At 44.0% G+C, this 25,607-nt stretch carries 23 protein-coding genes; 21 read left to right on the forward strand and 2 right to left on the reverse strand.

Translation table 11 applies throughout. From position 1 onward, the window contains the following. From WKT00_RS01750 to WKT00_RS01805, 12 genes are all read left to right on the forward strand, one after another. Positions 1-801: a histidinol-phosphatase HisJ family protein gene (locus WKT00_RS01750; RefSeq protein WP_340260555.1), complete on the forward strand. Its 801-nt coding sequence runs from the start codon at positions 1-3 to the stop codon at positions 799-801. Between the two features lie 142 nt (positions 802-943). After that, positions 944-1,957, forward strand: a complete 1,014-nt coding sequence (gene gap, locus WKT00_RS01755; protein ID WP_101694439.1) for a type I glyceraldehyde-3-phosphate dehydrogenase — start codon at positions 944-946, stop codon at positions 1,955-1,957. A gap of 102 nt (positions 1,958-2,059) precedes the next feature. Beyond that, positions 2,060-3,253 carry a phosphoglycerate kinase gene (locus WKT00_RS01760; RefSeq protein WP_173814204.1) on the forward strand — a complete coding sequence of 398 codons (1,194 nt, stop codon included), beginning with the start codon at positions 2,060-2,062 and terminating at the stop codon, positions 3,251-3,253. 54 nt (positions 3,254-3,307) lie between these two features. Continuing rightward, entirely contained in the window at positions 3,308-4,057 is a 750-nt protein-coding gene (gene tpiA / locus WKT00_RS01765) for a triose-phosphate isomerase (protein ID WP_101694437.1), read from the forward strand. 75 nt (positions 4,058-4,132) lie between these two features. Then, positions 4,133-4,978 carry an alpha/beta hydrolase gene (locus WKT00_RS01770; RefSeq protein ID WP_173814205.1) on the forward strand — a complete coding sequence of 282 codons (846 nt, stop codon included), beginning with the start codon at positions 4,133-4,135 and terminating at the stop codon, positions 4,976-4,978. Between the two features lie 32 nt (positions 4,979-5,010). Continuing rightward, positions 5,011-6,549: a 2,3-bisphosphoglycerate-independent phosphoglycerate mutase gene (gene gpmI / locus WKT00_RS01775; RefSeq protein ID WP_173814206.1), complete on the forward strand. Its 1,539-nt coding sequence runs from the start codon at positions 5,011-5,013 to the stop codon at positions 6,547-6,549. A gap of 94 nt (positions 6,550-6,643) precedes the next feature. Beyond that, positions 6,644-7,699, forward strand: a complete 1,056-nt coding sequence (locus tag WKT00_RS01780; RefSeq protein WP_340260561.1) for an FUSC family protein — start codon at positions 6,644-6,646, stop codon at positions 7,697-7,699. Between the two features lie 26 nt (positions 7,700-7,725). Then, positions 7,726-8,415 carry a response regulator gene (locus WKT00_RS01785; protein ID WP_101694764.1) on the forward strand — a complete coding sequence of 230 codons (690 nt, stop codon included), beginning with the start codon at positions 7,726-7,728 and terminating at the stop codon, positions 8,413-8,415. Further along, complete coding sequence (locus WKT00_RS01790; protein ID WP_101694433.1) at positions 8,412-9,446, forward strand: sensor histidine kinase; 1,035 nt, start codon at positions 8,412-8,414, stop codon at positions 9,444-9,446. The genes WKT00_RS01785 and WKT00_RS01790 overlap by 4 nt, the downstream gene beginning before the upstream one ends. Positions 9,447-9,563: 117 nt before the next feature. After that, complete coding sequence (locus WKT00_RS01795) at positions 9,564-10,328, forward strand: ABC transporter ATP-binding protein (protein ID WP_101694432.1); 765 nt, start codon at positions 9,564-9,566, stop codon at positions 10,326-10,328. Continuing rightward, positions 10,321-12,408 (forward strand): FtsX-like permease family protein, encoded by a 2,088-nt coding sequence (locus WKT00_RS01800; protein ID WP_340260564.1) that lies wholly within the window; start codon positions 10,321-10,323, stop codon positions 12,406-12,408. The genes WKT00_RS01795 and WKT00_RS01800 overlap by 8 nt, the downstream gene beginning before the upstream one ends. Positions 12,409-12,444: 36 nt before the next feature. After that, positions 12,445-13,131 (forward strand): Dph6-related ATP pyrophosphatase, encoded by a 687-nt coding sequence (locus WKT00_RS01805; protein WP_101694430.1) that lies wholly within the window; start codon positions 12,445-12,447, stop codon positions 13,129-13,131. Between the two features lie 76 nt (positions 13,132-13,207). Here WKT00_RS01805 and WKT00_RS01810 read toward each other — a convergent pair whose 3' ends face one another. Next, positions 13,208-13,594 (reverse strand): BlaI/MecI/CopY family transcriptional regulator, encoded by a 387-nt coding sequence (locus tag WKT00_RS01810; RefSeq protein ID WP_340260568.1) that lies wholly within the window; start codon positions 13,592-13,594, stop codon positions 13,208-13,210. Positions 13,595-13,746: 152 nt separating this feature from the next. On the opposite strand from WKT00_RS01810, the gene WKT00_RS01815 reads away from it, so the two are divergent. The 5 genes from WKT00_RS01815 (at position 13,747) to WKT00_RS01835 (ending at position 18,438) form a co-directional block, all read left to right on the forward strand. Then, entirely contained in the window at positions 13,747-15,087 is a 1,341-nt protein-coding gene (locus WKT00_RS01815) for an esterase/lipase family protein (protein WP_101694428.1), read from the forward strand. Between the two features lie 42 nt (positions 15,088-15,129). After that, positions 15,130-15,783, forward strand: a complete 654-nt coding sequence (locus tag WKT00_RS01820) for an HAD family hydrolase (RefSeq protein WP_173814213.1) — start codon at positions 15,130-15,132, stop codon at positions 15,781-15,783. 152 nt (positions 15,784-15,935) lie between these two features. After that, positions 15,936-16,457, forward strand: a complete 522-nt coding sequence (gene ilvN / locus WKT00_RS01825) for an acetolactate synthase small subunit (RefSeq protein WP_101694426.1) — start codon at positions 15,936-15,938, stop codon at positions 16,455-16,457. An 84-nt stretch (positions 16,458-16,541) separates the two neighbouring features. Then, the gene (ilvC, locus tag WKT00_RS01830; protein ID WP_101694425.1) at positions 16,542-17,561 is read left to right on the forward strand and encodes a ketol-acid reductoisomerase; all 1,020 of its coding nucleotides are present in this window, start codon (positions 16,542-16,544) and stop codon (positions 17,559-17,561) included. Between the two features lie 232 nt (positions 17,562-17,793). Continuing rightward, positions 17,794-18,438 carry an orotate phosphoribosyltransferase gene (locus WKT00_RS01835; protein ID WP_101694763.1) on the forward strand — a complete coding sequence of 215 codons (645 nt, stop codon included), beginning with the start codon at positions 17,794-17,796 and terminating at the stop codon, positions 18,436-18,438. A gap of 74 nt (positions 18,439-18,512) precedes the next feature. Here WKT00_RS01835 and rpsT read toward each other — a convergent pair whose 3' ends face one another. Next, positions 18,513-18,776, reverse strand: coding sequence for a 30S ribosomal protein S20 (gene rpsT / locus WKT00_RS01840; protein ID WP_101694424.1), 264 nt, complete (start codon positions 18,774-18,776; stop codon positions 18,513-18,515). 210 nt (positions 18,777-18,986) lie between these two features. On the opposite strand from rpsT, the gene gpr reads away from it, so the two are divergent. The 4 genes from gpr (at position 18,987) to WKT00_RS01860 (ending at position 25,591) form a co-directional block, all read left to right on the forward strand. Then, complete coding sequence (gene gpr / locus WKT00_RS01845) at positions 18,987-19,976, forward strand: GPR endopeptidase (RefSeq protein WP_340261541.1); 990 nt, start codon at positions 18,987-18,989, stop codon at positions 19,974-19,976. A gap of 55 nt (positions 19,977-20,031) precedes the next feature. Next, positions 20,032-21,246: a stage II sporulation protein P gene (locus WKT00_RS01850; protein WP_340260573.1), complete on the forward strand. Its 1,215-nt coding sequence runs from the start codon at positions 20,032-20,034 to the stop codon at positions 21,244-21,246. Positions 21,247-21,379: 133 nt separating this feature from the next. Then, the gene (locus tag WKT00_RS01855; RefSeq protein ID WP_340260575.1) at positions 21,380-23,302 is read left to right on the forward strand and encodes a DNA gyrase/topoisomerase IV subunit B; all 1,923 of its coding nucleotides are present in this window, start codon (positions 21,380-21,382) and stop codon (positions 23,300-23,302) included. 48 nt (positions 23,303-23,350) lie between these two features. After that, positions 23,351-25,591, forward strand: coding sequence for a DNA gyrase/topoisomerase IV subunit A (locus WKT00_RS01860; RefSeq protein ID WP_340260577.1), 2,241 nt, complete (start codon positions 23,351-23,353; stop codon positions 25,589-25,591). Positions 25,592-25,607: the final 16 nt, after the last annotated feature.

Below are 25,607 nucleotides of genomic sequence, written 5' to 3' on the forward strand. Positions count from 1 at the left end.
ATGAGAGCAGACGTGCATATGCATACAAATTTTTCCCACGATTCGGAGGCGCTGCCAGAAGAGATGATTCAGGGTGCCATTCAAAAGGGACTAGAGATGATCTGCATTACCGATCATTTCGATAAGGATAATATGGAATGGGGAGCCGAAGATATTTTTGATCCGGAAGCATATTTTCAGGTTCTTCGGCCGCTTCAGGAAAAGTACCAGGGAAAGATCCGGGTAAATATCGGTGTAGAAATAGGAATGCAGCCCTATCTTGCACCATTTTACCAGGAATTTGTGGAGAAATATCCGTTTGATTTTGTAATCGGATCCGTGCACAGCATCTGGAGGCGGGACATTGCTGCGGGCAGTGTGTTCGAGGGACGAACGGACGAAGAAGTTTACCGGGCGACATTAGAGGAGACGCTGGAAGATGTCCGCCTGCATGAATCCTTTGATGTGCTTGGTCATTTAGATTATATGACACGCTATGGAAGCGCAAGAGAGCAGGAATATTCGTATCGGCGGTATCAGGATCTGATAGATGAAATTTTAAAAACGCTGATTTCCAAAGGAAAAGGTCTGGAATTAAATACCGCGGGATTGAAGTATGGCCTTCCCTACGCACATCCTCATCAGGATGTACTGAGACGCTACCGGGAATTAGGTGGAGAGATTCTTACCGTGGGGGCAGATGGTCACAAACCAGAACATATTGCCTATGATTTTGACCGGGGAATAGAGATTTTGAGAGACTGTGGTTTTCGGTACTATACAGAATTTCAGGGTCGTAAGCCGGTATTTCGGGCACTTTGATGAAAAAGTGTAAAAGCACTTGAATTTTTGTATCAAATTTAGTACAATAAAAAACGGTTGATGATTCTTTAACAAGATTAAGGATTCATGATAATAAAGACTGTGAAAAGCAGTCAATATAAAACTTTAGGAGGAATTAATCATGGCAGTAAAAGTAGCGATTAATGGATTTGGACGTATTGGACGTCTTGCATTCAGACAGATGTTCGGAGCAGAAGGATATGAGGTAGTTGCAATCAACGACCTGACATCTCCAAAGATGCTTGCTCACCTGTTAAAATATGATTCTTCTCAGGGAAGATATGCTCTGGCTGACAAGGTAGAAGCTACAGAGGATTCTATCATTGTAGACGGAAAAGAAATCAAAATTTATGCAAAGGCTAATGCTGAGGAACTTCCATGGGGAGAAATCGGTGTTGACGTAGTACTTGAGTGTACAGGATTCTATACATCCAAAGAGAAAGCATCTGCTCACGTAAAAGCAGGAGCTAGAAAAGTTGTTATCTCTGCACCAGCAGGAAACGACCTTCCTACAATCGTATACAATGTTAACCATACAGAACTGAAGCCAGAAGATACTGTAATTTCTGCAGCTTCTTGTACAACAAACTGTTTAGCACCTATGGCTAAGGCTCTGAATGATCTTGCTAAGATCAAATCCGGTATTATGTGTACAATTCACGCTTACACAGGAGATCAGATGACTCTTGACGGACCACAGAGAAAGGGGGATTTAAGAAGATCTCGTGCAGCAGCAGTAAACATCGTTCCAAACAGTACAGGAGCAGCTAAGGCTATCGGTCTTGTTATCCCAGAACTGAACGGAAAATTAATCGGAGCAGCTCAGCGTGTTCCAACCCCAACAGGATCTACAACAATCTTAACAGCAGTTGTTGAAGGAAACGTTACCGTTGATGAAGTAAATGCAGCTATGAAGGCAGCAGCTACAGAATCTTTCGGATACAACACAGATGAGATCGTATCCAGCGACATCGTTGGTATGAAGTATGGTTCTCTGTTCGATGCAACTCAGACAATGGTTCTGCCATTAGACAACGGAACTACAGAGGTTCAGGTTGTTTCTTGGTATGACAATGAGAACTCTTACACAAGCCAGATGGTAAGAACAATCAAATACTTCTCTGAGTTAGCTTAATTTGAAAGAACTACATTATTAGTATTATTAAGACTCAACAAGGGTCCGGTCTTTATGGACCGGACCCTTTTGTTTATTAGAAAAATCTGAGGAGGCAAGGATATGCTTAACAAAAAATCAGTAGATGACATTAATGTAAAAGGGAAAAAAGTCCTGGTAAGATGTGACTTTAACGTTCCTCTTATCGACGGAAAGATCACAGATGAGAACCGTCTTGTTGCTGCACTGCCAACGATCAAAAAGCTGATCGCTGATGGCGGAAAGGTGATTCTGTGTTCCCACCTTGGAAAACCGAAGGGAGAGCCAAAGCCGGAATTATCTCTGGCACCAGTAGCAGTACGTTTATCCGAACTTCTTGGACAGGAAGTAAAATTTGCTGCTGATCCAGAAGTTGTAGGAGCAAATGCAAAAGCTGCAGTAGAGGCAATGAAAGATGGAGAAGTGATCCTTCTTGAAAATACCCGTTACAGAGCAGAAGAGACTAAGAATGGTGAGGCATTCAGCAAAGAACTTGCTTCCCTGTGTGACGTATTTGTAAACGATGCGTTCGGTACAGCACATCGTGCACACTGTTCTAACGTAGGAGTAACTGAGTTTGTAGATACTGCAGTTGTTGGTTACTTAATGCAGAAAGAGATTGATTTCCTTGGAAATGCAGTAAACAATCCGGAGAGACCATTCGTTGCTATTCTTGGAGGAGCAAAGGTTTCCAGCAAGATTTCTGTTATCGAGAACTTGATCGATAAAGTAGATACACTGATTATCGGTGGTGGAATGTCTTACACATTCTGTAAAGCACTTGGCGGAAAGATCGGAACTTCTCTTTGCGAAGATGATTATCTTCAGTATGCTCTTGATATGCTGAAAAAGGCTGAAGAAAAGGGCGTGAAATTATTACTGCCAGTTGATAATATTATCGGAGATGACTTCTCTAATGATGCAAATACACAGGTTGTTAAGAGTGGAGAGATTCCGGAAGGCTGGGAAGGTATGGATATCGGACCAGACACAGAGAAGATCTTCTGTGATGCTGTAGCAGATGCAAAGACTGTTGTATGGAACGGACCAATGGGATGCTTCGAGATGCCAAAATTCGCTCATGGAACAGAAGCAGTTGCAAAAGCACTTGCACAGACAGATGCAACAACCATCATTGGTGGTGGAGACTCTGCAGCAGCAGTAAACCAGCTGGGATATGGAGATAAGATGACGCACATTTCTACAGGTGGCGGCGCTTCTCTGGAATTCTTAGAGGGAAAAGAACTGCCAGGTGTTGCGGCAGCAAATAATAAATAAGGTATTTGTGAACCCGGGAAAGGGAACATACCAATATTGAGGAGATATAGGAAAATGGCAAGAAGAAAAATTGTAGCAGGCAACTGGAAGATGAACAAAACTCCAAGTGAGGCAGTTGCACTGGTTGAAGAATTAAAACCATTGGTAGCAAGTGAAGACGTAGATGTTGTATTCTGCGTACCGGCAATCGACATTATTCCGGTTGTTGAAGCCTGCAAAGGCACCAACATTCAGGTTGGAGCAGAGAATATGTATTTTGAAGAGAGCGGAGCATATACAGGAGAGATTTCTCCGGCAATGCTGACAGACGCTGGCGTAAAATACGTAGTACTGGGACACTCTGAGAGAAGAGAATATTTCGCAGAGACAGATGAGACAGTAAATAAGAAGATGCTCAAAGCTTTTGAGCATGGAATTACACCAATCATGTGCTGTGGTGAGACATTAGAGCAGAGAGAGCAGGGTGTTACTATGGACTTCATCCGTCAGCAGGTAAAAATCGGCTTCCTGAACGTAACTGCAGATCAGGCAAAAGAAGCTGTTATCGCTTACGAGCCAATCTGGGCAATCGGAACAGGTAAGACAGCAACTACAGAGCAGGCAGAAGAAGTATGTGCCGGCATTCGTGCATGCATCGCTGAGATCTACGATGAGGCGACAGCAGAGGCAATCCGTATTCAGTACGGCGGATCTGTAAATGCAGGAAATGCAGCAGAATTATTTGCACAGGCTGATATCGACGGCGGACTGGTAGGAGGAGCTTCCTTAAAGGCTGACTTCGGTAAGATCGTAAACTATAAGTAAGAATTATGCTCAGTCGTAGGGGGCAGCATATGCTCCCTACGATTTTTGGGTTGCAGCGCATAAAGGTGATTGGATATGAGATATGAAGAGATTGCGGTCAGTGTAGAAGGATCTGCAAAGGATACCAAGATGCAGATGTATCTTTTGGATACGCCTCGCGACAAGAATCTAAAGATTCAGAAGCGGCCTATGGTGCTGATCTGTCCGGGCGGCGGATATGAGAAGACCAGCTTCCGGGAAGGAGAACCGCTGGCAATGCATTTTTTGAGCCGGGGCTATCATTCCTGCGTCCTTCGGTATTCCGTGGCGCCCTGCCGGTTCCCGGTACAGGTGCTGGAAGTGGGAGCAGCAGTGAAACAGATCCGAGAACATGCGAGGGAATGGAATGTTGATGAGGAGAGAATCTTCGTTCAGGGCTCTTCCGCAGGAGGTCATCTGGCAGCAAGCTATGGAATCTTTTGGAATCAGGAGTTTATGGCTTCTAAGCTTAAGACGGATTCCGATCAGTTAAAGGTTCGCGGGCTTTTGCTGAGTTATCCGGTAATTACTGCAGATCCAAGATATCAGCACCTTGGAAGCTTTGAGAACCTTTTAGGAGAAAAGCGTTCGATCTGTGAGGATGCCATGTCTTTGGAACGTCAAGTGACACATGCGATGCCGCCTTGTTTTATTTGGCACACGGCAAAGGATGGGACGGTGCCGGTAGAAAATTCCCTTTTGATGGCAATGGCGCTTCGACGGGTAAAGGTTCCGGTGGAGCTTCATATTTTCCCAGAGGGAGAGCATGGATTAAGCCTTGCCAGTCCGCTGGTAGAACGGATGGATGGAAGTGGAATACAGAAAGAATGTGCACAGTGGATTCATCTTGCGGATGCCTGGCTTGACAGTCAGTGTGGGCAGGAGGAAGCAGAAGTATTTTGACACCGTGTATAAAAGAGAAGGAGAATAGCAATATGAGTAAGAAACCAACAGTATTGATGATTTTAGATGGATATGGATTGAATGAAAACACCACAGGAAACGCTGTGGCAGAAGGTAAGACTCCGGTTATGGATCAGCTGATGGCAGAGTATCCATTTGTAAAAGGAAATGCAAGTGGAATGGCAGTTGGTCTTCCAGACGGACAGATGGGAAACTCTGAGGTTGGACATCTGAATATGGGAGCAGGACGGATTGTATATCAGGATCTGACCAAAATCACCAAATCGATTCAGGACGGAGACTTCTTTGAAAATGCAGCGCTTCTTGCAGCTTGTGAAAATGCAAAGAAGAATGACAGTGCACTGCACTTATTCGGACTGGTGTCCGATGGCGGCGTACACAGCCACAACAGCCATATCTATGGACTTCTGGAACTGGCAAAGAAACAGGGACTTCAGAAGGTTTATGTACACTGTTTCTTAGACGGACGTGACACCCCTCCGGCATCTGGAAAAGAGTATGTAGAGGCATTGGAAGCGAAGATGAAAGAGATCGGAATCGGAGAAGTTGCTTCTGTGATGGGACGTTACTATGCAATGGATCGTGATAACCGCTGGGATCGTGTGGAGAAGGCTTACCGTGCACTTGTATTTGGCGAGGGTGAGAAAGCAGCAAGCGCACCAGCTGGAATTCAGGCTTCTTATGATCAGGATGTGACGGATGAATTCGTACTTCCGACGGTAGTAGAAAAGGATGGCGCAGCTGTTGCGACAATTAAAGAGAATGATTCTGTGATTTTCTTTAACTTCCGTCCGGACCGTGCAAGAGAGATTACGAGAACCTTCTGTGATGATAATTTTGACGGATTTGAGCGTGGAGACAGACTCCATACAACTTTCGTATGCTTTACAGAATATGATGTAACGATTGCAAATAAGCAGGTTGCATTTGTGAAAGAAGAGATTACGAATACATTTGGAGAATTCCTTGCAAAGAACGGTAAGAAACAGGCTCGTATTGCAGAGACAGAAAAGTACGCACATGTGACTTTCTTCTTCAATGGAGGAGTAGAAGAGCCAAATGCTGGCGAGGATCGTATTCTTGTAAAATCTCCAAAGGTTGCGACTTATGATTTGAAGCCGGAAATGAGTGCCTATGAGGTATGCGATAAGCTGGTAGATGCGATCAAATCCGATAAATATGATGTTATTATTATCAATTTTGCAAATCCGGATATGGTTGGACACACCGGAGTGGAAGATGCAGCCATCAAAGCAATTGAAGCGGTAGATGAATGTGTCGGAAGAACGGTAGAAGCAATCAAAGAAGTGGATGGACAGATGTTTATCTGTGCGGACCACGGAAATGCAGAGCAGCTGATTGATGGAGAGACGGGTGAGCCATTCACTGCACATACCACTAATCCGGTACCGTTTATTCTGGTTAACGCAGATCCGGCATACAGCTTAAGAGAAGGCGGATGCCTTGCAGATATTGCACCAACCTTGATTGAACTGATGGGAATGGAACAGCCAAAAGAGATGACAGGAACAAGCTTGTTGATCAAATAAAATGAAAAGCAGGGGACGTAGTAGGAGACGAAAAACACTACGTCCCCGTCTGTTTGAAGAAAACGAAAAATGAGAACTAAGAAAGGAAGATTTTATGACATTTTATCAGGAATTGCAATTAAACCAGGAAGGATCTAAGGCGCTCATTCGGAGTGTATCAGGAAGAAGGGAAAAACTTCATCATACAGCGATCTATATGTGTAAAATTGCAATTACCATGATGTTTTGTATGTGTTTTGTGATGGCCTATGGTCAGATTTTTGGTCAGGAGAACAGCATTGTCGGCGTTGTGATTCTTCTGTTTTTGATGGTGTTTAAAAATGCAGATTTTGGAATAGATAGGAAAGACTCCCAGCTGGTACTTGCGTTGGTATTTGGAATTCTGTTGATAGGGCCCAAACTTGCCAATCTGACGGGACCTATAGTAGGAATGCTGATCAATACGGCGGCTATTTTCGTGCTGGTATTCTTAAGCTGTCATAATCTGTTGATGTCGAATCATTCTACGGTAGTGTTAGGATATCTTTTGCTTTATGGGTATGATGTGTCGGGAACTGCATTCACGGTACGGATAGGAGCATTAGCCGTTGGAGCAGCACTGACGATGATCGTGTTTTACAAAGGACACAAAAACAGGGTGTATAAAAGAACGATTCGGGATCTTTTCCGTGAGATTGATCTGAAGTCTTCCAGAACCAGATGGCAGATTGCGCTGACACTGGGAATTGCGTCTGTAATGGCGGCTGCAGAGATACTTCATCTTCCTAGATCTATGTGGGCTGGAATTGCAGCGATGTCGGTGATGCTTCCCTTTGAGAATGACTCCAAAAAGCGTTCGGACGCAAGAATTCCGGGGAATATTATCGGAGGAATTCTGTTTCTTCTTTTGTATCTTTGGCTTTCTCCGTCCTTTCTTGCATATGCGGGAATCATTGGAGGAATCGGCGTAGGCTTGTCGGCAAGCTATCGGTGGCAGTCGGTATTTAATACCTTCGGGGCAATTGCAGTTGCAGCGGGATTATTTGGTCTTCCGGCAGCGATTTTTCTTCGGATTGCACACAATATCTTCGGCAGCTTATATGGACGGATTTTTTATCGGTTCTTTAACCGTACGATAGATCGTTTTTGTCCGTGTCCGACAGTGGAATAGGAGGTGCCAGGGTGGCGTTTACGATTATGGTGGTAGAGGATGAGCCGGCAATTCGCCAGGAGATCTGCCAGCTTCTTAGAAATGCACTGTATCAAGTACAGGAAGTGGAGACATTTTCAAATGCGGCAAAAGAAGTGGCGGAAAAAAGCCCGGATCTGGTGCTTTTGGATTTGAATCTTCCGGGAATATCGGGCTATGATATCTGTTCCAGAATCCGGCAGCAATCAGAGGTTCCAGTGATTTTTCTTACCAGCCGTACAGATTCCATGGATGAGCTGACGGGAATGTTAAAAGGGGCAGATGATTATATTACCAAGCCATTTCAGCCGCCGATTCTGCTGGCACGGATTGCTGCAGTGCTGAAGCGGTCTGCGAAAGGACAAAAAGAACAGGAATCGCCTACGATTAGCTATAGTGATGTGATCCTGGATCTTGCCCGCGGAGAGATTGCAAGAAAAAGGGGAGAATCAGAAACCGGGCAGAAGGCAGAGTGTGTGGAACTTACCAAAAATGAACTGAAAATTCTGCACTATCTGTTCTTGCATCCGGGGCAGATCGTCTCTCGGATAGATCTGATTGAATATCTGTGGGATCAGCAGGTGTTTATCGATGACAATACGCTAAGTGTCAATATCACCCGTATCCGGGGAAAGTTAAAAGAGATCGGGGTTCACGACCTGATCGGAACCAAGAGAGGGATGGGGTATTATATATGAAACAAAGACAAGGATTTCAATTTCAGATCGGAACATACATGAAGGATCAGATGCTGCTGATCCTTCTTCACATTGTATGTGTGGCGCTTTTGTGTGCTTTCCTTCATGTGACAGGATATTCAAACAGCGGGATTGTGCTGATTGCGGTAGTGTGGACTCTAGTATTAACAGTGTGGCTTTTGGTTCGATATGTCTCTAGAAAAAGATATTTTGAAAAGATGATAGATACGATGGAGCAGGTGGATCAGAGATATCTTTTAGGAGAGCTGATGCCGGATTCCTGTCGGATGGAGGATGGGATTTACCGGGAACTGATTCGTAAGTCGAATAAAGCAGTGATTGAAAGAATCCACGCGATTGAGGAAGAAAAGACGGAATATCGGGAATATATTGAAGGCTGGGTGCATGAGATCAAGGCGCCGATTACCGGAATCGAATTGATGTGTGAGAATGAGAAAAATGAGTTGACAAGAAGGATTCGACTGGAGAATCGTAAGATTGAAAATTACGTGGATATGGCTCTCTACTACGCACGGTCGGATGAGGTTTACAAAGATTACATGATCAAGAAGACGGATCTTGGAAAAGTTGCAGCAGAAGCGGTACAGAAGAATAAACAGTATCTGATTCAAAGCAAAATGCGGGTGGAGATAGACTGCAAAGACTCTGCGTATACAGACGAGAAATGGATTGGATTTATTTTGAATCAGTTGATTTTAAATAGTTCCAAGTACCGGAAAGGAGAGTCTCCTTATATCTATATTTTCACACAGAGGGATGAAAATGGTACGAAGCTTATGGTGCAGGATAATGGAATTGGAATGAAAACGGAAGAAAAAGACCGTATTTTTGAGAAAGGTTTTACCGGAAGTAATGGGCGAAATACAGAGCGTTCCACGGGGATGGGACTTTATCTGTGCAAAAAACTTTGCAGAAAGCTTGGAATTGGTATTTTGGCAGAATCCAAAGAAGGAGAGGGGACAAAGGTTATCCTGACGTTCCCGGTCAGCAGTTATCTTACAGAATTGTAAGACTTGCGAAAGGAAATTCGATACAACGATCTTCAGAAGCCTGATAAGATAAAGATAACAGCAAAGATCCTGGGAAAAGAAAAGGCTGAAAAGAAAGACAAGAAGGAGTGAAGGCAGATGAAGCAGAACATCCGCGTATGCGATGTAGAAAAATATTATGGAAATGGAAATCAGGTGACAAAGGCGGTAGACCGGGTTAGTTTCCAGGTGGAACAAGGAGAGTTTGTAGGAGTGATGGGAGCGTCCGGCTCTGGAAAGAGTACACTTCTGAATCTTTTATCTACCATTGATCAGGTGACGGCGGGACACATTTATTATGGGGATACGGATATTACGGAACTTACAGAAGATGAATTATCCAGGTTTCGGAAGGATAATCTAGGTTTCGTATTTCAGGAATATAATCTTTTGGATACGCTGACGCTGGAGGAAAATATTATCCTTGCGATGACACTTCATAAGGGCAGCCGGCGTCAGATTCAGAAGAAATGTGATCAGATTATGAGATTGCTTGGAATTGACGGAATCCGGGATCAGTTTCCATATCAGGTATCCGGAGGGCAGAAGCAGCGCTGTGCCTGTGCAAGAGCGCTGGTCAATGATCCATGTCTTCTGCTGGCAGATGAGCCTACAGGAGCGCTGGATTCCCGTTCTGCGCAGACACTTCTTAAGACATTTTGCCAGTTGAATGAGAACCTTCGGACTACGATTTTCATGGTAACCCATGACGCTTTTTCTGCCAGCTACTGCGGAAGGATCCTGTTTCTAAAAGATGGGAAGATCTTCCATGAGCTAGTGAAGGGAGCGAAGAGCCGAAGAGATTTCCTCAATGAAATCTTAGACGTGCTTTCTTTAACAGGAGGTGAACTGGAAGATGAATAGAAAGCTTGCAGTTCGCAATGTAATGGGGTTGGCAAAAGATTATCTGGTCTATTTTTTGACGATGACTTTTGTGACGGCGCTTATGTTCGCATTTAACAGTATTCTGTTTTCCAAAGATGTACAGAATATGTTTGAAGTTGCAGGGGCAATGGCGGCGATGGTGGGGCTTGCTACATTTTTCGTTGTGTTGATTGTTGCGTGGCTGATTCATTATATGGTTCGGTTTATCATGGAAAAGAGAAGCCGGGAATTTGGGATCTATCTTTTGATAGGTATGAAAAAGAAGGAGATCGCCGGACTTTATATGCGGGAGAATCTTCTTCTTGGAATAGGAGCATTCCTTCCCGGTATGGGACTTGGGATTCTGATTCAGCAGATTCTGATGTCTGTTTTGTATGGAATGATACAGGTCAATTATCATCTTCATCTGGAGATGAATCGATATTGTATTTTGATGACGATGTCATGCTATGGAGGTTGCTATCTGTTGGCGCTTTTTCGCTGCAGACGGAAATTTCGGAAAATGAATATCCATGATCTGATGGAAGCGCAGCGAAAGAATGAAGAAATCGTGGAAAAGCATGAAGGAGCAAAGCGGTGGCTTCTTCCCCTATCACTTCTTTTTCTAGTGGTATTTGGGGTGCTTCTTCTTCAGGGGTGGCTCTTAAATGTAGGAAGTATCCTAGTATTTCTGGTAGGTCTGGTATTGGTGATTTATCTTTTCTATACAGGTCTTTCTGCATGGCTGATCTGCTATGTTAGAAAGAAAGGAAAGGCGATATACCGGGGGCAGAATCTTTTTTTAATGCGTCAGTTTTCTTCCAAGCTTAAATCAATGCGCTTTACAATGGGAACGCTGACATCCCTTTTTACCATTGCATTTCTTGGCTGTTCGGCGGCAATGATGTTCAGTGATTATCAGGATCAAATTTTACAGGATAAATTTCCCTTTGATGTGCATGCTTACAGCAGTGATGCGGCAGATGATTTCGCAGAGGAGCTGGAAGTAATAGAAAATCATACAACCGTGAAGGAAAGTTATGTCTATTCGATTTATACGGACAAAACTGCCCAGGTGAATCATTGGCTTTATACGCATTTGCAGTATTTTGGTGACAAATATTTAAAGGCAGACGGGACGGCAGATAGAGAGAAGCTTAAGAAAGAACAGGAACAGTCTTATTGTAGTTTTGATACGTTTATGGGCTTGAGTGATTACAATCATTTGCGGAAAATGCTTGGCTATGACCCGGTTCACTTAGAGGATGATGCATATCTTGTACATGTAAAGGAACGTATTTATCAGGAAGTAGGAGAATTCACGAAAGGGATGAAGATTGCAGAAAATGCAAATGATGGAACGCCGCTTCGGTTAGCTGGATATCAGACCGAGCCGTTTTCCCAGGATGGACATAATGGTGGGGATTATGTGATTGTAGTGCCGGATCGGGTGATTCAGAAGATGACGCCGTTTTATGCTGAGCTGGCAGTGGACATCAAAGGGAAAGCTCCGGCTGATCTTCAGCGTAGACTGGAAAACATAGAAGATGATGCAGAGTCTGTTGACTATAAAGGGGAAGCTTCGGGTGAGAGTGAATGGAGAAACTGGTGCTTTGGTTCCGATACGGTGGTTACCTATGCGGCATACTATGTTGTGAGGGATAATGCAATCCCTGAGATTCGTTACATTTTATCTACCGTGATTTTCCCGGCATTTTACATCGGGCTGGTATTTGTCTGTGTAGCACTTACTGTGCTGACCGTGCAGCAGCTTTCTGATGCGTCCAAATATCGATTCCGTTATGAGGTGCTTGGAAAGCTTGGACTTGGAATGAAGGAGATTTCCCGCCTTATTTTCAAGCAGCTGGGGGTATATTATCTCTGCCCGGCACTGTTTGCCGCAGGAATCAGCGGGGTGATTACAGTCTATATCAGTCGGAAATTTATCTTCTATACGGGAGTGAAGACATCGGTACTTCAGTATTTCGGCATTGCGTTTTTGTTGTTCTTTGGAGTCTATGCAATCTATTTTGCGGTTACTTATATAGGATTTAAGCGCAGTGTAGAAGAGAGACGGTGAAAAGAAGAGAGAATATAATTTGGAGATTTATACAGTATGGAAAAGGCATATTTTAATTGGAGCAGCGGAAAAGATTCCGCTCTTGCACTATATTATGTGATGCAAGGAAAGCAGTTTAAGGTGGATTCATTGTTTTCAGTAATTGCATCAGGAAAAGACAAAATAGCGATGCACGAAATCGGAATGGAACTACTTATGAAACAGGCAACTCAAATCGGAATACCATTAACAGTATTTCGTTTCAATGAAAGCTGGTCGGATGAAGAATATGGAATGGCAATGGAACGGTATATTGAAAAATTTAAATCTCAGGGAATTACAACGGCACTTTTTGGCGACATATATTTAGAAGAAATTCGAAGCAGGCGTATATCAAATTGTGCAAAATCAGGAATAAAAGCGGAGTTCCCGCTTTGGAATATTTCGTCTCAGGAAATTTTGAAACGATTTGTTGAAACTGGTTTTAAAGCTATCATAACATGTATTGATCATTCGGTATTACCGGAAAGTTTCCTTGGGAAAGTAATTGATAGAGAATTTATTGAAACCTATCCTCAAGGTGCTGATATATGTGGGGAAAATGGAGAATACCATTCGTTTGTGTTTGATGGACCATTATTTAAAAAGCCAGTAGATTTTCAAATAGTACGCAAGTACCATGTGGATTACAAAGATGTGGACACAAATAGACCACACAGATATTGTTATCTAGAGTTAGGTTGATTCGTAAAGAATGTTTGCAGGTGTACTATAGAAGAAAGAATCATGAAGTCGGGTAACCATAGATTATACAGCCATATTATTTTCCTCCTTTTTCCTGTTTCTGCGAAAGAAGCATGCGGAGTGTGTCCAGTTCTGATTCCGATAGTTTATCACTTTCTATATAAGCAGATACCATGGTTGTAATATCTCCATCATAATAACGGTTCAGAAAGGAAGAACTTTCCTGTCCAATATATTCGCTTTCTTTTACTACAGGAGTATAAATAAACATGCGGCTTTGTTTTTCGTACGTGAGAGCGCCTTTGGTTACAAGGCGTTTGATTAAAGTCTGAATTGTCTTAGGGCTCCAGTTTGTCGTCTGCAATAGCTTTTCTGTGATTTCATTTGTACTAATAGGTGCATATTTCCAGATCACCTTCATGACCTCAAATTCAGCTTCGGAAATTTGTGGAAGTTTATTCATAGTCGGTCTCCTTTAAATATTACGTTTGTAATACAAATATTATAGAAGGAATTTGAAGGAATGTCAAATGGAAGCGAATGTGGTATAATGATTGCATTACAGGAAATTCAACCTGATTTTCCGGTTGAATGCCGTCAGGAAGGGGGAGATATATGAAACATTCTTTTGGAACATGGGTGATGTGGCTGCTGATTTCAGTGATTGTTGTATTGACGGGAAATATTCCGCTGGTACTTGGTGAAAGAGCTTCTGTTTGGGGAGTTTTAAGCCTCCTGGCAGGCTTCCTTTTTTTCAATATCAAGCCGTCGCCAGCAGGGGAGAAAATCGAAAAGCGCAGACTTCGTATCTGTCGGGATGGCTGTGAACTTCTGAGAATTTTTCAAATTTCATTGGCAGGATCATTGATTCTGGTGAGCGGATCTGCCTTTACCGTTTTACGGAATCATCACTGGCTGTGGCTTTGGAATCTTTTGACGGTGTTTCTGGCAGAGGCAGTGGTATTTTGGAATGGAATGATTCGAGTGTATTTAAGTTCGGCTCAGATTGGAATTAAATGGCGGATTATTGGGCTGCTATGTGGGTGGCTTCCGATTGTGAATCTGGTGGTGTTGAATCATTTGATTCATCTGGCGTCAGAAGAAGCGGTATTTGAGAATCAGAAAATGCGATCGAATCAAGAGCGGGTCAAAGACAAGATCTGCGATACCAGATATCCGATCCTGATGGTGCACGGTGTGTTTTTTCGTGATTTTCGGTATTTCAATTACTGGGGGAGAATACCTGGGGAATTAAAGAAGAATGGCGCCAGAATCTATTATGGAAATCATCAGTCGGCGGCAGCAGTCAAAGATAGTGGGGAAGAGTTAAGACGGAGAATTTTGGGAATTTTAGAAGAGACCGGGGCTGGGAAGGTCAATATTATTGCACATTCCAAAGGAGGACTTGACAGCCGCTATGCCATCAGTAAATTGGGAATGGCTCCCTTTGTGGCGTCTCTGACTACGATTAATACGCCCCATCGAGGATGTGAATTTGCTGATTATCTTTTAGATAAGATTCCGAAATCCGCACAGCAGAAGGTGGCGGATGGGTATCAGGCGGCGCTTCGGAAAATGGGCGATGATAACCCGGATTTCCTTGCGGCCGTGCAGGATTTGACGGCGTCGGCATGCCGGAAATTCAATGCAGAAGTACCGGATCAGCCGGAGGTTTTTTATCAGAGCGTTGGTTCTAAATTGAATGTGGCATCGGGCGGAAGATTTCCACTTAATTTTTCTTATCAATTGGTGAAATATTTTGATGGAGATAATGATGGACTCGTGTCGGAAGCCTCCTTCCCCTGGGGTGCTTCTTATCAATATTTGATGGTGGATGGGAAGCGTGGAATCTCCCATGGGGACATGATTGATTTGAACCGGGAGAATATTCCTGGATTTGATGTTAGGGAATTTTACGTGGAATTGGTTCACCGGTTGAAAAATCAGGGCTTTTAAGAAAACCTCAAAAAGAGGAGAAAGATAGAAGGGTGAGAAAGAATGAGAACAGAATATCATACATTATTATTTGATTTGGATGGAACGATTACGGATTCTTCCGAAGGAATTACCAATTCGGTCATGTATGCACTTGAAAAATTCGGAATTGTAGAGACGGATCGTGAGAAACTTTGTCAGTTTATTGGACCGCCTCTTAGTGATTCTTTCCAGAAGTATTATCAGTTTTCAGAAGAAAAGGCATTGGAGGCAATTTTCTGTTACCGGGAATATTACGCGGATAAAGGGCTCTATGAGAATCGGGTTTATGAAGGTCTTGAAGAGACGCTAAAGGGCCTGAAGAAGGCAGGAAAACGATTGATCGTGGCGACTTCTAAACCGGAAGTTTATGCCAGAAGAATTATGGATTATTTTGAGTTGACTCCGTATTTTGATTATATTGCAGGAATGGAGCTGGACGGCGGGCGCGGAAGTAAGGCTGAGGTTATTGAGTATGCCCTTGACGTTTGTAAAATAAAAGACAAGACAAAGGTATTGATGGTTGGAGATCGCAGGCACGATGTGGAAGGCGCGCACCAGGTTGGGATTGACTGTTTGGGTGTGTTGTACGGATTTGGAAGCCTTGAGGAATTAGAAATGGCCGGGGCAGATGGGATTGCAGAACATCCAGAAGACATTCTGCGCATGGTACGGTAGAAAGAGAATTTTGCAAAAAAAAGTTTACAAAAAAGTTTCTACAAAAGTTTACAAAAAAGTTTCACGATTTACTTGACAAAAGTGTGATTAATTGATATTATTTAAAAACAGAACGCACTCTGTTTTTGGAAAAATAAGAAAAGAGGTGCAGTATGCAGAGAGTATATTCATTGATTGTAGACAATAATCCAGGTGTGTTGAGCCGGATATCAGGATTGTTCAGCAGACGGGGATACAGTATTGACAGCATTACGGCGGGAGTAACGGCAGACTCTAGATTTACGCGGATTACGATCGTTGCGAGTGGTGATGAATTGATTCTTTCACAGATTGAAAAGCAGGTTCGTAAGTTGGAAGACATCATAGAGATCAAGGTACTTGATCCGGCAGACTCCGTTTACCGGGAACTGATTATGGTGAAGGTTCGTGCCAATGCGGCGCAGCGGGCAGAGATTATCTCTATCGCAGATATTTTCCGGGCGAAGATTGTAGATGTGGAGAAGGAATCTTTGATGGTAGAGCTTACTGGAAACCAGTCAAAGTTGGAAGCGTTCTTGAATCTTTTGGACGGACATGAGATTTTAGAGCTTGCAAGAACCGGAATCACAGGTCTGGCAAGAGGAATTAAAGACGTTACCTTCATTGATGAGAGCGGAAAGATTAGTGGAGAATAGCAAACGATTTTAAATGAGACCGGTTTTCGGCCAGCCTTGTTTAATAAATAAAATGAGAATTTATTATTTTAGGAGGAATGTAAAATGGCAGCAAGAATTTTTTATCAGGAAGATTGTAATTTATCTATGTTAGAGGGTAAGACAATCGCGATTATCGGTTATGGAAGTCAGGGACATGCGCATGCACTTAACTTAAAGGATTCTGGATGTGATGTTATCATCGGTCTTTACGAAGGAAGTAAATCCTGGGCAAAAGCAGAAGCGCAGGGACTTAAAGTATATACGGCAGCAGAGGCAGCTAAGAAAGCGGATATCATTATGATTCTGATCAATGATGAGAAACAGGCTGCACTTTACAAAAACGATATTGAGCCAAACCTTGAAGAAGGAAATATGCTTATGTTTGCTCATGGTTTCAACATTCATTTCGGACAGATTATACCGCCTGCAAATGTAGACGTTACCATGATCGCGCCAAAGGGACCAGGACATACCGTAAGAAGTGAGTATGTTGCAGGAAAAGGAGTTCCATGTCTTGTTGCAGTAGAGCAGGATGCTACAGGAAAAGCTCTTGATAAAGCGCTGGCATATGCAGCTGGTATCGGTGGAGCAAGAGCAGGAGTTCTGGAGACAACATTCAGAACAGAGACAGAGACAGACCTCTTCGGTGAGCAGGCAGTTCTTTGCGGTGGTGTTTGCGCACTGATGCAGGCAGGTTTCGAGACCCTTACGGAAGCTGGATACGATCCAAGAAATGCATATTTTGAATGTGTACATGAGATGAAACTGATCGTTGACTTGATTTACGAGTCAGGATTCGCAGGAATGAGATACTCCATCTCCAACACAGCAGAGTATGGCGATTACATAACAGGACCAAAGATTATTACAGATGAGACAAAGAAAGCTATGAAGAAGATCCTTTCTGACATTCAGGATGGTTCCTTCGCGAAAGAATTTTTATTAGACATGTCTGAAGCAGGCGGTCAGGCACACTTCAGAGCAATGAGAAAGCTTGCAGCAGAACATCCGGCAGAGAAGACAGGTGAAGAAGTAAGAAAACTGTATAGCTGGAGTGATGCAGATAAACTGATCAACAACTAAAAGCAGCGGGTTTTTGGCTTGTATAGATTTGTATAGAGAAGAAAAGGCACGGGAAAGCAGCAGGAACGCTGCGAGATCCCGTGTCTTTTTTTGAATTATAACATTTGAATTATAATATTTTGGAAGACCTCATTCTTTTTATGTGAAATGAATAGATTTTTCTGTGAATTATGATAGAATGAAATCAGAAAACAGAAAATAAGCACTGAAAAGGAGGGAGAAAATGAATAATATGATTGAAAAAATGGAAGATTTGCGCTCTGCAAGGAATCCGAAGGCAAGAATCAAGGTGTTAAGAGGTCATTTTGTGACAAGCAATTCACATTTGAACACGTATATCGATATGTCGACGGTGAAATGCAGACACAATAACGCCAGAGAAACGGCGAAGGTTTTAGCGGAAGAGTACAAGACAAACACCCATGTCAACACCATTGTGTGCCTGGATGAGACGGAAGTGATCGGAACCTTTTTGGCAGAGCAGCTGGCAGATTCTTCCGGAATGTCTCTGAGTGCGGGGAATAATATCTCTGTGATTACACCAGAATATTATACACAGGGGCAGATTTTATTCCGAGATAATAAGCAGCGAATGATTAGAGATCAACAGGTATTGCTGCTGGCAGGATCCGTGACTACTGGAAGAACGATCAGCAAAGCGATTGAATCGGTGCTGTATTATGGTGGAACTATTTGCGGTGTCTGCGCAGTTTTCAGCGCCGTCTCAAAAGTGGCGGGGATGGAGATTAAAACGATTTTCACAAGCAAAGACGTTCCTGATTATCGAGCGTATGAACCGGGGAAATGTCCGATGTGTCAGAATGGAGAAAAGATAGAAGCTATTGTGAATAGCTTTGGATATTCCAGATTGGAGTAGAAGTACAATTGGGACAGGGTAAAATGCAATTTGGGACGGAGTTTTTTTAAAAAAACCCCGTCCCAAATTTATAATTAAGCAATTCTGTTTACAGCTTTTGTTAAACGAGAAATCTTTCTGGAGCAAGTGTTCTTGTGATAAACACCCTTGCTTCCTGCTTTATTGATCTCAACGATTGCTACCTTTAATGCTGCCGCAGCCGCTTCGGCATCCTTGTTAGCGATAGCTGTTTCAACTTTCTTTACGCAAGTTTTTACTTTAGACTTAATTGCTTTGTTTCTTGCAGCTTTTGTTTCGTTTACTAAGATTCTTTTCTTTGCAGATTTGATATTAGCCAACTTGTCCACCTCCAATATCCTATATTTCGATTTCGATCGATTCCAGTTCGTTAGAGCCGGACACGGACGTTCTAACGAAACATACGAACTTATTTTATGCCAAGGAATGCTTTCTGTCAATAGATATTTTCCAAAAAAACCTACATATTTTCCCAAAAAACAGGAAATATAGTAATTATGAAAAGAAGCAGTAGGCAGGAGGATGGAACCATGATCGAGAAGTATAGGATCCGGACGGATCTTGCACTGGAGCAGAAGGAACGGTTTGCGGCAGATAATGTGGAAGTTCCGGGTGTGATTTTGGATGAAACATATGATGAAGAAAGAGAGATCCGAGTTACGACGGTGAAGATTGAGACGGAAAATGGGGCGAAAATTATGGGAAAGCCGGTAGGAACTTATATTACGATGGAGGCGCCGGATTTGGCTGTGCCGGACGAGGGCTACCATGAGGAGATTTCGGCAGAACTGGCGAAGTTTTTAAAGCCTTTTGTTCCGATGGATAAGCCGGAGTATTCCGTGTTAGTGGCAGGGCTTGGAAATCGATACGTAACGCCGGATGCACTGGGGGCTTATGTGGCAGATCATCTGAACATTACCAGGCATATCGTGAAGGAGTATGGACGTTATGCTATGGGGAAAGATCAGGTATGCATGGTCAGTGCGGTGATTCCGGGGGTGATGGGACAGACAGGGATGGAGACGGTGGAAGTGATTCGAGGGGTGATCAAGCAAACGAAACCAGACCTGTTGATTGTGGTAGACGCACTGGCGGCAAGAAGCACCAGACGGCTGAACCGGACAATTCAGATCAGTGATACGGGGATTCATCCTGGTTCCGGGGTTGGAAATCATAGAAATGCGATTACGAAAGAGACCGTTGGAGTACCGGTTATTTCAATCGGAGTTCCAACCGTTGTGGATGCAGCCACCATCGTAAACGATACGATGGAAAATTTTATTCGGGCGCTGGAAAGCTCTGAGACCTTAAAAGGAGTAGGCGTGGTGCTTTCCGGGTATAATGCGGCGGAGAAGTATGAACTGGTGAAAGAATTGATTTCACCACACTTAAATGGGCTGTTTGTAACGCCAAAAGACATTGATGATACCATAAGAAGAATCAGTTTCACTATTTCAGAAGCGCTCAATCTTCTGTTTTCAGGAGGACAGGCACATAATCCATCTGCCGGACTCATATAGTGTTAAGACACTGTAGGAAGACGAAAGTCCGGTTCTCAAGCAGGGGAGACCGGGAATGAGCGGAGTGAAAAATGTGAAAGTAAAAATAAGAATCAGCCGGGTGCTGATGGTAGTTTCGGCAGGGATCCTTTTTCTTTTGGCGGGAATCCGCCTGGGAAAGAAGGTTCCCGAAGAACTATGGATGAAAATAGGGGTGGTCTTTTCCGACGCAGCGGTGGAACATGCCAAGAAATGGTGGCTTCCAGGGCTTGCCTGCGTAGAAGCAGGGGAAGAGAAGACGCCCTGGGAATGGGTGGCTGATCGGGCTATGGAACTACTTCCCATTGGAACCTATGTAGAGGACAAAGAGTTTCTGGATACGGAAGTGGAAGACAGGGAGACCTACGCCATGATTCTTGCGAGACAGGAAAGTGATGAAAATGCCGTGGATGAAGAGGGAAAACTGATCGGAGAAGAGAAGCCTTTAGACACGGCTGTTCAGACATCGGGCACGCCCATTGATGCCAGTATGGAAAAGTTAATGAATTACGAATATCTGTTGGGAAATTTTTATGCGGTAGATGGAAACACCATGGCAGATCCACAGCTTTTAAATGCCAAGGCCCTGTTGGAAAAAGATCTTCATATTGAGATTCCCGATCAGGAGGAGCCGAAGGTATTGATCTATCATACCCATTCGCAGGAGGCATTTGCCGACTCGGCGCCTGGAGATCCGGCGACTTCTATTGTAGGAATGGGTGCTTATTTAACTCAGCTTTTGAGTGAGACGTACAAGATTCCAACGCTTCACCATGAAGGGGTTTATGATTTGGTAGATGGGAAGCTGGATCGAAGCCAGGCTTATCAGCTGGCTGAACCAGAGATTCAGAAAATTCTGGCAGAGCACCCCAGCATAGAGGTGGTGATCGATCTGCACAGGGACGGCGTGGCGGAAGGAACCCATCTGGTGACAGAAGTTGGTGGAAAGCCGACGGCACAGATTATGTTCTTTAATGGACTAAGCCGTACAAAAGCAAATGGAAATATCAGTTACTTGCCAAACCCGTACATAGAAGATAATCTGGCATTTTCACTTCAGCTTCAACTGGCAGCCAATGAAAAATACCCCGGATTTACCAGACGTATTTTCCTGCGCGGATATCGCTATAATATGCACTTTAAGCCGCGGACACTTCTAATTGAAGCAGGAGCTCAGACCAATACAGTAGAAGAAATGCGAAATGCGATGGAAGTTCTGGCAGATACCCTTGCTCATGTGCTGATAAAGTAAATTGCCCATGCTCTGACAAAATAAATTCTATTTGCCCCATACAGGACTTTGTGCTAAGATATTGGCAGTATGGAGTCGTATGCGCTCATATATGGGCGTTTGCACAAAAAGGATAGAAAGGATATAGGAAGCCATGGCGAAGAAGAATACCTATGATGCGGAAAGCATTTCCATATTGGAAGGACTGGAGGCGGTTCGGAAGCGTCCGGGAATGTATATCGGAAGTGTATCAACCAAGGGATTGAACCATCTGATCTATGAGATGGTAGATAACTCAGTGGATGAGCATCTTGCAGGCTTTTGTACGGAAATTAAAGTGACATTGGAGGCGGATGGTTCTGCGACAGTGGAAGATAATGGGCGTGGTGTGCCGGTGGATCTTCATGCAACCGGACTTCCGGCGGCCCGGGTCGTTTATACCACCCTTCATGCAGGTGGGAAATTTGACGATTCAGCGTACAAGACCAGTGGAGGACTGCACGGTGTGGGTTCTTCCGTTGTCAATGCCCTTTCTGTTTATATGGATGTGGAGATCAGCCGTGACGGATACGTTCACCACGATCGGTTTGAGCGTGGAAAACCAGTGGTAGAATTAGAAGACGGACTGCTGCCGAAGATTGCGAAGACGAGAAAGACCGGAACGAAGGTGAATTTTCTGCCGGACGACACGATCTTTGAGAAGACCCGGTTTCGGGCGGAAGAGGTCAAGAGCCGGATGCATGAGACGGCATACTTAAATCCTTCTCTTACGATTATCTTCGAGGATAAAAGAGGGGCGGAAAAAGAGCATGTCGTGTATCACGAGCCAGACGGAATACTGGGATTTATCAAAGATCTGAATTCTAAGAAGGAGACGGTGCACGAACCAGTTTATTTTAAAGGAGAGGCAGAAGGCATCGAGGTGGAAGCGGCATTTCAGTATGTAAATGAGTTCCACGAAAATGTTATGGGATTCTGCAACAACATCTATAATGCAGAAGGAGGAACCCATCTGACGGGATTTAAGACTACCTTTACGACGGTGATGAACCAGTATGCAAGAGAGCTTGGAATCTTGAAAGAGAAGGATGCCAATTTTACCGGAGCCGATATCCGAAATGGAATGACGGCGATTATCTCGATCAAGCATCCCGATCCGAGGTTTGAAGGACAGACGAAGACGAAGCTTGATAATCCGGATGCAGCCAAGGCGTGCAGCAAGGTAACCGGTGATGAGATCGTACGCTATTTTGACAGAAATTTAGAGAATTTAAAGAAGGTGATCGGATGTGCGGAGAAGGCGGCGAAGATCCGGAAAACGGAGGAGCGTGCCAAAACCAATCTTCTGACGAAGCAGAAATATTCCTTCGACAGCAATGGAAAGCTTGCGAACTGTGAAAGCCGGGATGCTTCAAAGTGCGAGATTTTTATTGTAGAGGGAGATTCTGCCGGCGGCTCTGCCAAGACGGCAAGAGACCGGATGTACCAGGCAATTCTGCCGATTCGCGGAAAGATTCTGAATGTGGAGAAGGCGAGTATCGATAAGGTGCTGGCAAATGCAGAGATCAAGACCATGATCAATGCATTTGGATGTGGATTTTCAGAAGGATACGGCAATGATTTTGACATTACGAAGCTTCGATACGACAAGATTATCATCATGGCCGATGCGGACGTGGACGGCGCGCACATTTCGACACTTCTGTTGACCTTGTTCTATCGCTTTATGAAGGAATTGATTGATGAGGGACATGTCTATATTGCCATGCCTCCACTTTATAAAGTGATGCCAAAGAAGGGGGAAGAAGAGTATCTCTACGATGACCGGGCGCTGGATCGGTACCGTAAGAGTCATGAGGGACCGTTTACTCTGCAGCGGTATAAAGGTTTAGGAGAGATGGACGCCGAGCAGCTGTGGGAGACAACCCTCAATCCAGAGACCAGAATCTTGAAGCGGGTAGAGATTGAAGATGCAAGGATGGCATCAGATGTAACAGAGATGTTGATGGGAACAGAAGTTCCGCCGCGCCGGGCATTTATCTACGAGAATGCGACCGAAGCGGAACTGGATATATAGTAAAAGCGTGTGAATGGAAGAGATCGATGGAAACAGTTGGAGGAAAAGATGCAGGATTCACAAATCATTAGAACGGAATATTCGGATGTTATGAGAAAATCATACATTGATTATGCAATGAGCGTCATTGTTGCAAGAGCGCTGCCAGATGTGCGGGATGGCTTGAAGCCGGTACAAAGACGTACGCTCTATGATATGTATGAACTGGGAATACGTTATGACAAGCCTTATCGGAAATGTGCCCGTATCGTAGGGGATACCATGGGTAAATACCATCCACATGGAGACAGTTCTATCTATGAGGCGCTGGTGGTTATGGCACAGGAGTTTAAGAAGGGCATGACACTGGTTGATGGACACGGTAACTTTGGATCTATCGAAGGTGATGGAGCAGCGGCGATGCGTTACACAGAAGCCCGACTTGCTAAGTTGACACAGGAAGTCTATCTTGCGGATTTGGACAAGAATATTGTGGATTTCGGACCAAACTTTGATGAAGCAGAGAAAGAGCCAGTGGTACTTCCGGTTCGGATTCCCAATCTTTTGGTTAACGGGGCAGAAGGAATTGCGGTTGGTATGGCGACCAGCATTCCGCCTCATAATCTGGGGGAAGTGGTGGACGCAGTCAAAGCGTATATGAAGAATAGCGACATTAGTACCAAAGGACTAATGAAATTCATCAAAGGGCCGGATTTCCCAACGGGAGGAATTGTAGTCAACAAGGACGATCTGGCGGCAATCTACGAGACGGGAACCGGGAAGATTAAGCTTCGTGGTAAAGTAGAAGTAGAAGAGATGAAAGGCGGAAAGAAGCGCCTGGTGATTACAGAGATTCCTTACACGATGATTGGAGCCGGAATCGGGAAGTTCTTAAATGATGTCTGTGCATTGGTAGAGTCTAAGAAGACGACGGATATTGTGGATATTTCCAACCAGTCCTCCAAAGAAGGAATCCGGATTGTGATCGATCTGAAAAAGGGAGCGGATGTTGAGAATCTGACAAACATGCTCTATAAGAAGACACGTTTGGAAGATACCTTCGGCGTCAATATGCTGGCGGTGGCAAACGGAAGACCGGAGACCATGGGACTTAAGAAAATCATCGAGCACCATGTAGATTTTCAGTTTGAGATGGCGACCAGGAAGTATCAGACGCTGCTTGGCAAAGAACAGGATAAGAAAGAAATCCAAGAAGGTCTGATCAAAGCATGTGATGTGATTGATCTGATTATCGAGATTCTGCGAGGCAGCCAGTCGGTGAAGGATGCCAAGGCATGTCTGACCAGAGGTGAGACGGAAAACATTCGATTCAAATCCGGAATTTCAAAAAAAATGGCGGCAATGCTTCGCTTTACCGAGCGGCAGGCAACGGCGATTTTGGAAATGCGCCTGTACAAGCTGATTGGTTTAGAGATTGAAGCACTTCAGAAGGAACATGAAGAAACGCTTCAGAAAATTGCCAGATACGAGGATATTCTAGATCATTATGAGTCGATGGCAGACGTGATTATCGAAGATTTGGATGCCATTAAGAAGGAATACTTAAGAAAACGCCGCACTGCTATAGAAAATGCCGAGGAAGCGGTCTATGAAGAAAATAAGATCGAGGAACAGGAAGTGGTATTCCTGATGGATCGATTTGGATATGCCAAGACGGTGGATCCGGCAACCTATGAGCGGAATAAGGAAGCGGCAGACGCAGAGAATAAATATATCCTGCCATGTATGAATACCGGGAAGATCTGCCTGTTTACCGATACCGGCAAGATGCACCAGGTCAAGGTGCTGGATCTTCCGTATGGAAAATTCCGGGACAAGAGCCTTCCAATCGATAATGTAAGTAATTATGACAGTACCAAAGAAGAGATTGTATATATTTGTGACTCTGAGCAGATGCGCTTCGCAAAACTTCTGTTCGTTACCAGCCAGGGTATGATAAAGAAGGTAGAAGGCAGTGAGTTCCAGGTGTCTAAGCGAACCATTGCCGCGACCAAGCTGCAGGCGGAAGATCGTCTGGTAAGTGTACAGGTCATTACGGATAATCAGCAAATTGTACTGCAGTCAAAAGATGGATTTTTCCTGCGGTTTCCGGCCGAAGAAGTCTCCGAGAAGAAAAAGGGCGCTGTCGGAGTCCGCGGTATCAAGCTTCGGAAAAACGATGAGGTGGAGCACGCTTATCTCTTTGAAGAGGGAACGGAAGTTAAGGTGAAGTACAAAGAAAAAGAGGTAACATTAAATCGTCTGAAAGTGGCAAAACGGGACGGAACCGGTACGAAGACAAGAGGATAACTGACAAGACGCGAAG

Origin of the sequence: Dorea sp. ICN-14282 (genome assembly GCF_037890115.1) — a bacterium.
Lineage (GTDB): Bacteria > Bacillota > Clostridia > Lachnospirales > Lachnospiraceae > Dorea_B > Dorea_B phocaeensis.

Bases quoted from the DNA above. Each gene is read 5' to 3' on its own strand.
- WKT00_RS01750 (WP_340260555.1), top strand. From the start codon at position 1: ATGAGAGCAGACGTGCATATGCATACAAATTTTTCCCACGATTCGGAG.
- gap (WP_101694439.1), top strand. From the start codon at position 944: ATGGCAGTAAAAGTAGCGATTAATGGATTTGGACGTATTGGACGTCTT.
- WKT00_RS01760 (WP_173814204.1), top strand. From the start codon at position 2,060: ATGCTTAACAAAAAATCAGTAGATGACATTAATGTAAAAGGGAAAAAA.
- tpiA (WP_101694437.1), top strand. From the start codon at position 3,308: ATGGCAAGAAGAAAAATTGTAGCAGGCAACTGGAAGATGAACAAAACT.
- WKT00_RS01770 (WP_173814205.1), top strand. From the start codon at position 4,133: ATGAGATATGAAGAGATTGCGGTCAGTGTAGAAGGATCTGCAAAGGAT.
- gpmI (WP_173814206.1), top strand. From the start codon at position 5,011: ATGAGTAAGAAACCAACAGTATTGATGATTTTAGATGGATATGGATTG.
- WKT00_RS01780 (WP_340260561.1), top strand. From the start codon at position 6,644: ATGACATTTTATCAGGAATTGCAATTAAACCAGGAAGGATCTAAGGCG.
- WKT00_RS01785 (WP_101694764.1), top strand. From the start codon at position 7,726: ATGGTGGTAGAGGATGAGCCGGCAATTCGCCAGGAGATCTGCCAGCTT.
- WKT00_RS01790 (WP_101694433.1), top strand. From the start codon at position 8,412: ATGAAACAAAGACAAGGATTTCAATTTCAGATCGGAACATACATGAAG.
- WKT00_RS01795 (WP_101694432.1), top strand. From the start codon at position 9,564: ATGAAGCAGAACATCCGCGTATGCGATGTAGAAAAATATTATGGAAAT.
- WKT00_RS01800 (WP_340260564.1), top strand. From the start codon at position 10,321: ATGAATAGAAAGCTTGCAGTTCGCAATGTAATGGGGTTGGCAAAAGAT.
- WKT00_RS01805 (WP_101694430.1), top strand. From the start codon at position 12,445: ATGGAAAAGGCATATTTTAATTGGAGCAGCGGAAAAGATTCCGCTCTT.
- WKT00_RS01810 (WP_340260568.1), bottom strand. From the start codon at position 13,594: ATGAATAAACTTCCACAAATTTCCGAAGCTGAATTTGAGGTCATGAAG.
- WKT00_RS01815 (WP_101694428.1), top strand. From the start codon at position 13,747: ATGAAACATTCTTTTGGAACATGGGTGATGTGGCTGCTGATTTCAGTG.
- WKT00_RS01820 (WP_173814213.1), top strand. From the start codon at position 15,130: ATGAGAACAGAATATCATACATTATTATTTGATTTGGATGGAACGATT.
- ilvN (WP_101694426.1), top strand. From the start codon at position 15,936: ATGCAGAGAGTATATTCATTGATTGTAGACAATAATCCAGGTGTGTTG.
- ilvC (WP_101694425.1), top strand. From the start codon at position 16,542: ATGGCAGCAAGAATTTTTTATCAGGAAGATTGTAATTTATCTATGTTA.
- WKT00_RS01835 (WP_101694763.1), top strand. From the start codon at position 17,794: ATGATTGAAAAAATGGAAGATTTGCGCTCTGCAAGGAATCCGAAGGCA.
- gpr (WP_340261541.1), top strand. From the start codon at position 18,987: ATGATCGAGAAGTATAGGATCCGGACGGATCTTGCACTGGAGCAGAAG.
- WKT00_RS01850 (WP_340260573.1), top strand. From the start codon at position 20,032: ATGAGCGGAGTGAAAAATGTGAAAGTAAAAATAAGAATCAGCCGGGTG.
- WKT00_RS01855 (WP_340260575.1), top strand. From the start codon at position 21,380: ATGGCGAAGAAGAATACCTATGATGCGGAAAGCATTTCCATATTGGAA.
- WKT00_RS01860 (WP_340260577.1), top strand. From the start codon at position 23,351: ATGCAGGATTCACAAATCATTAGAACGGAATATTCGGATGTTATGAGA.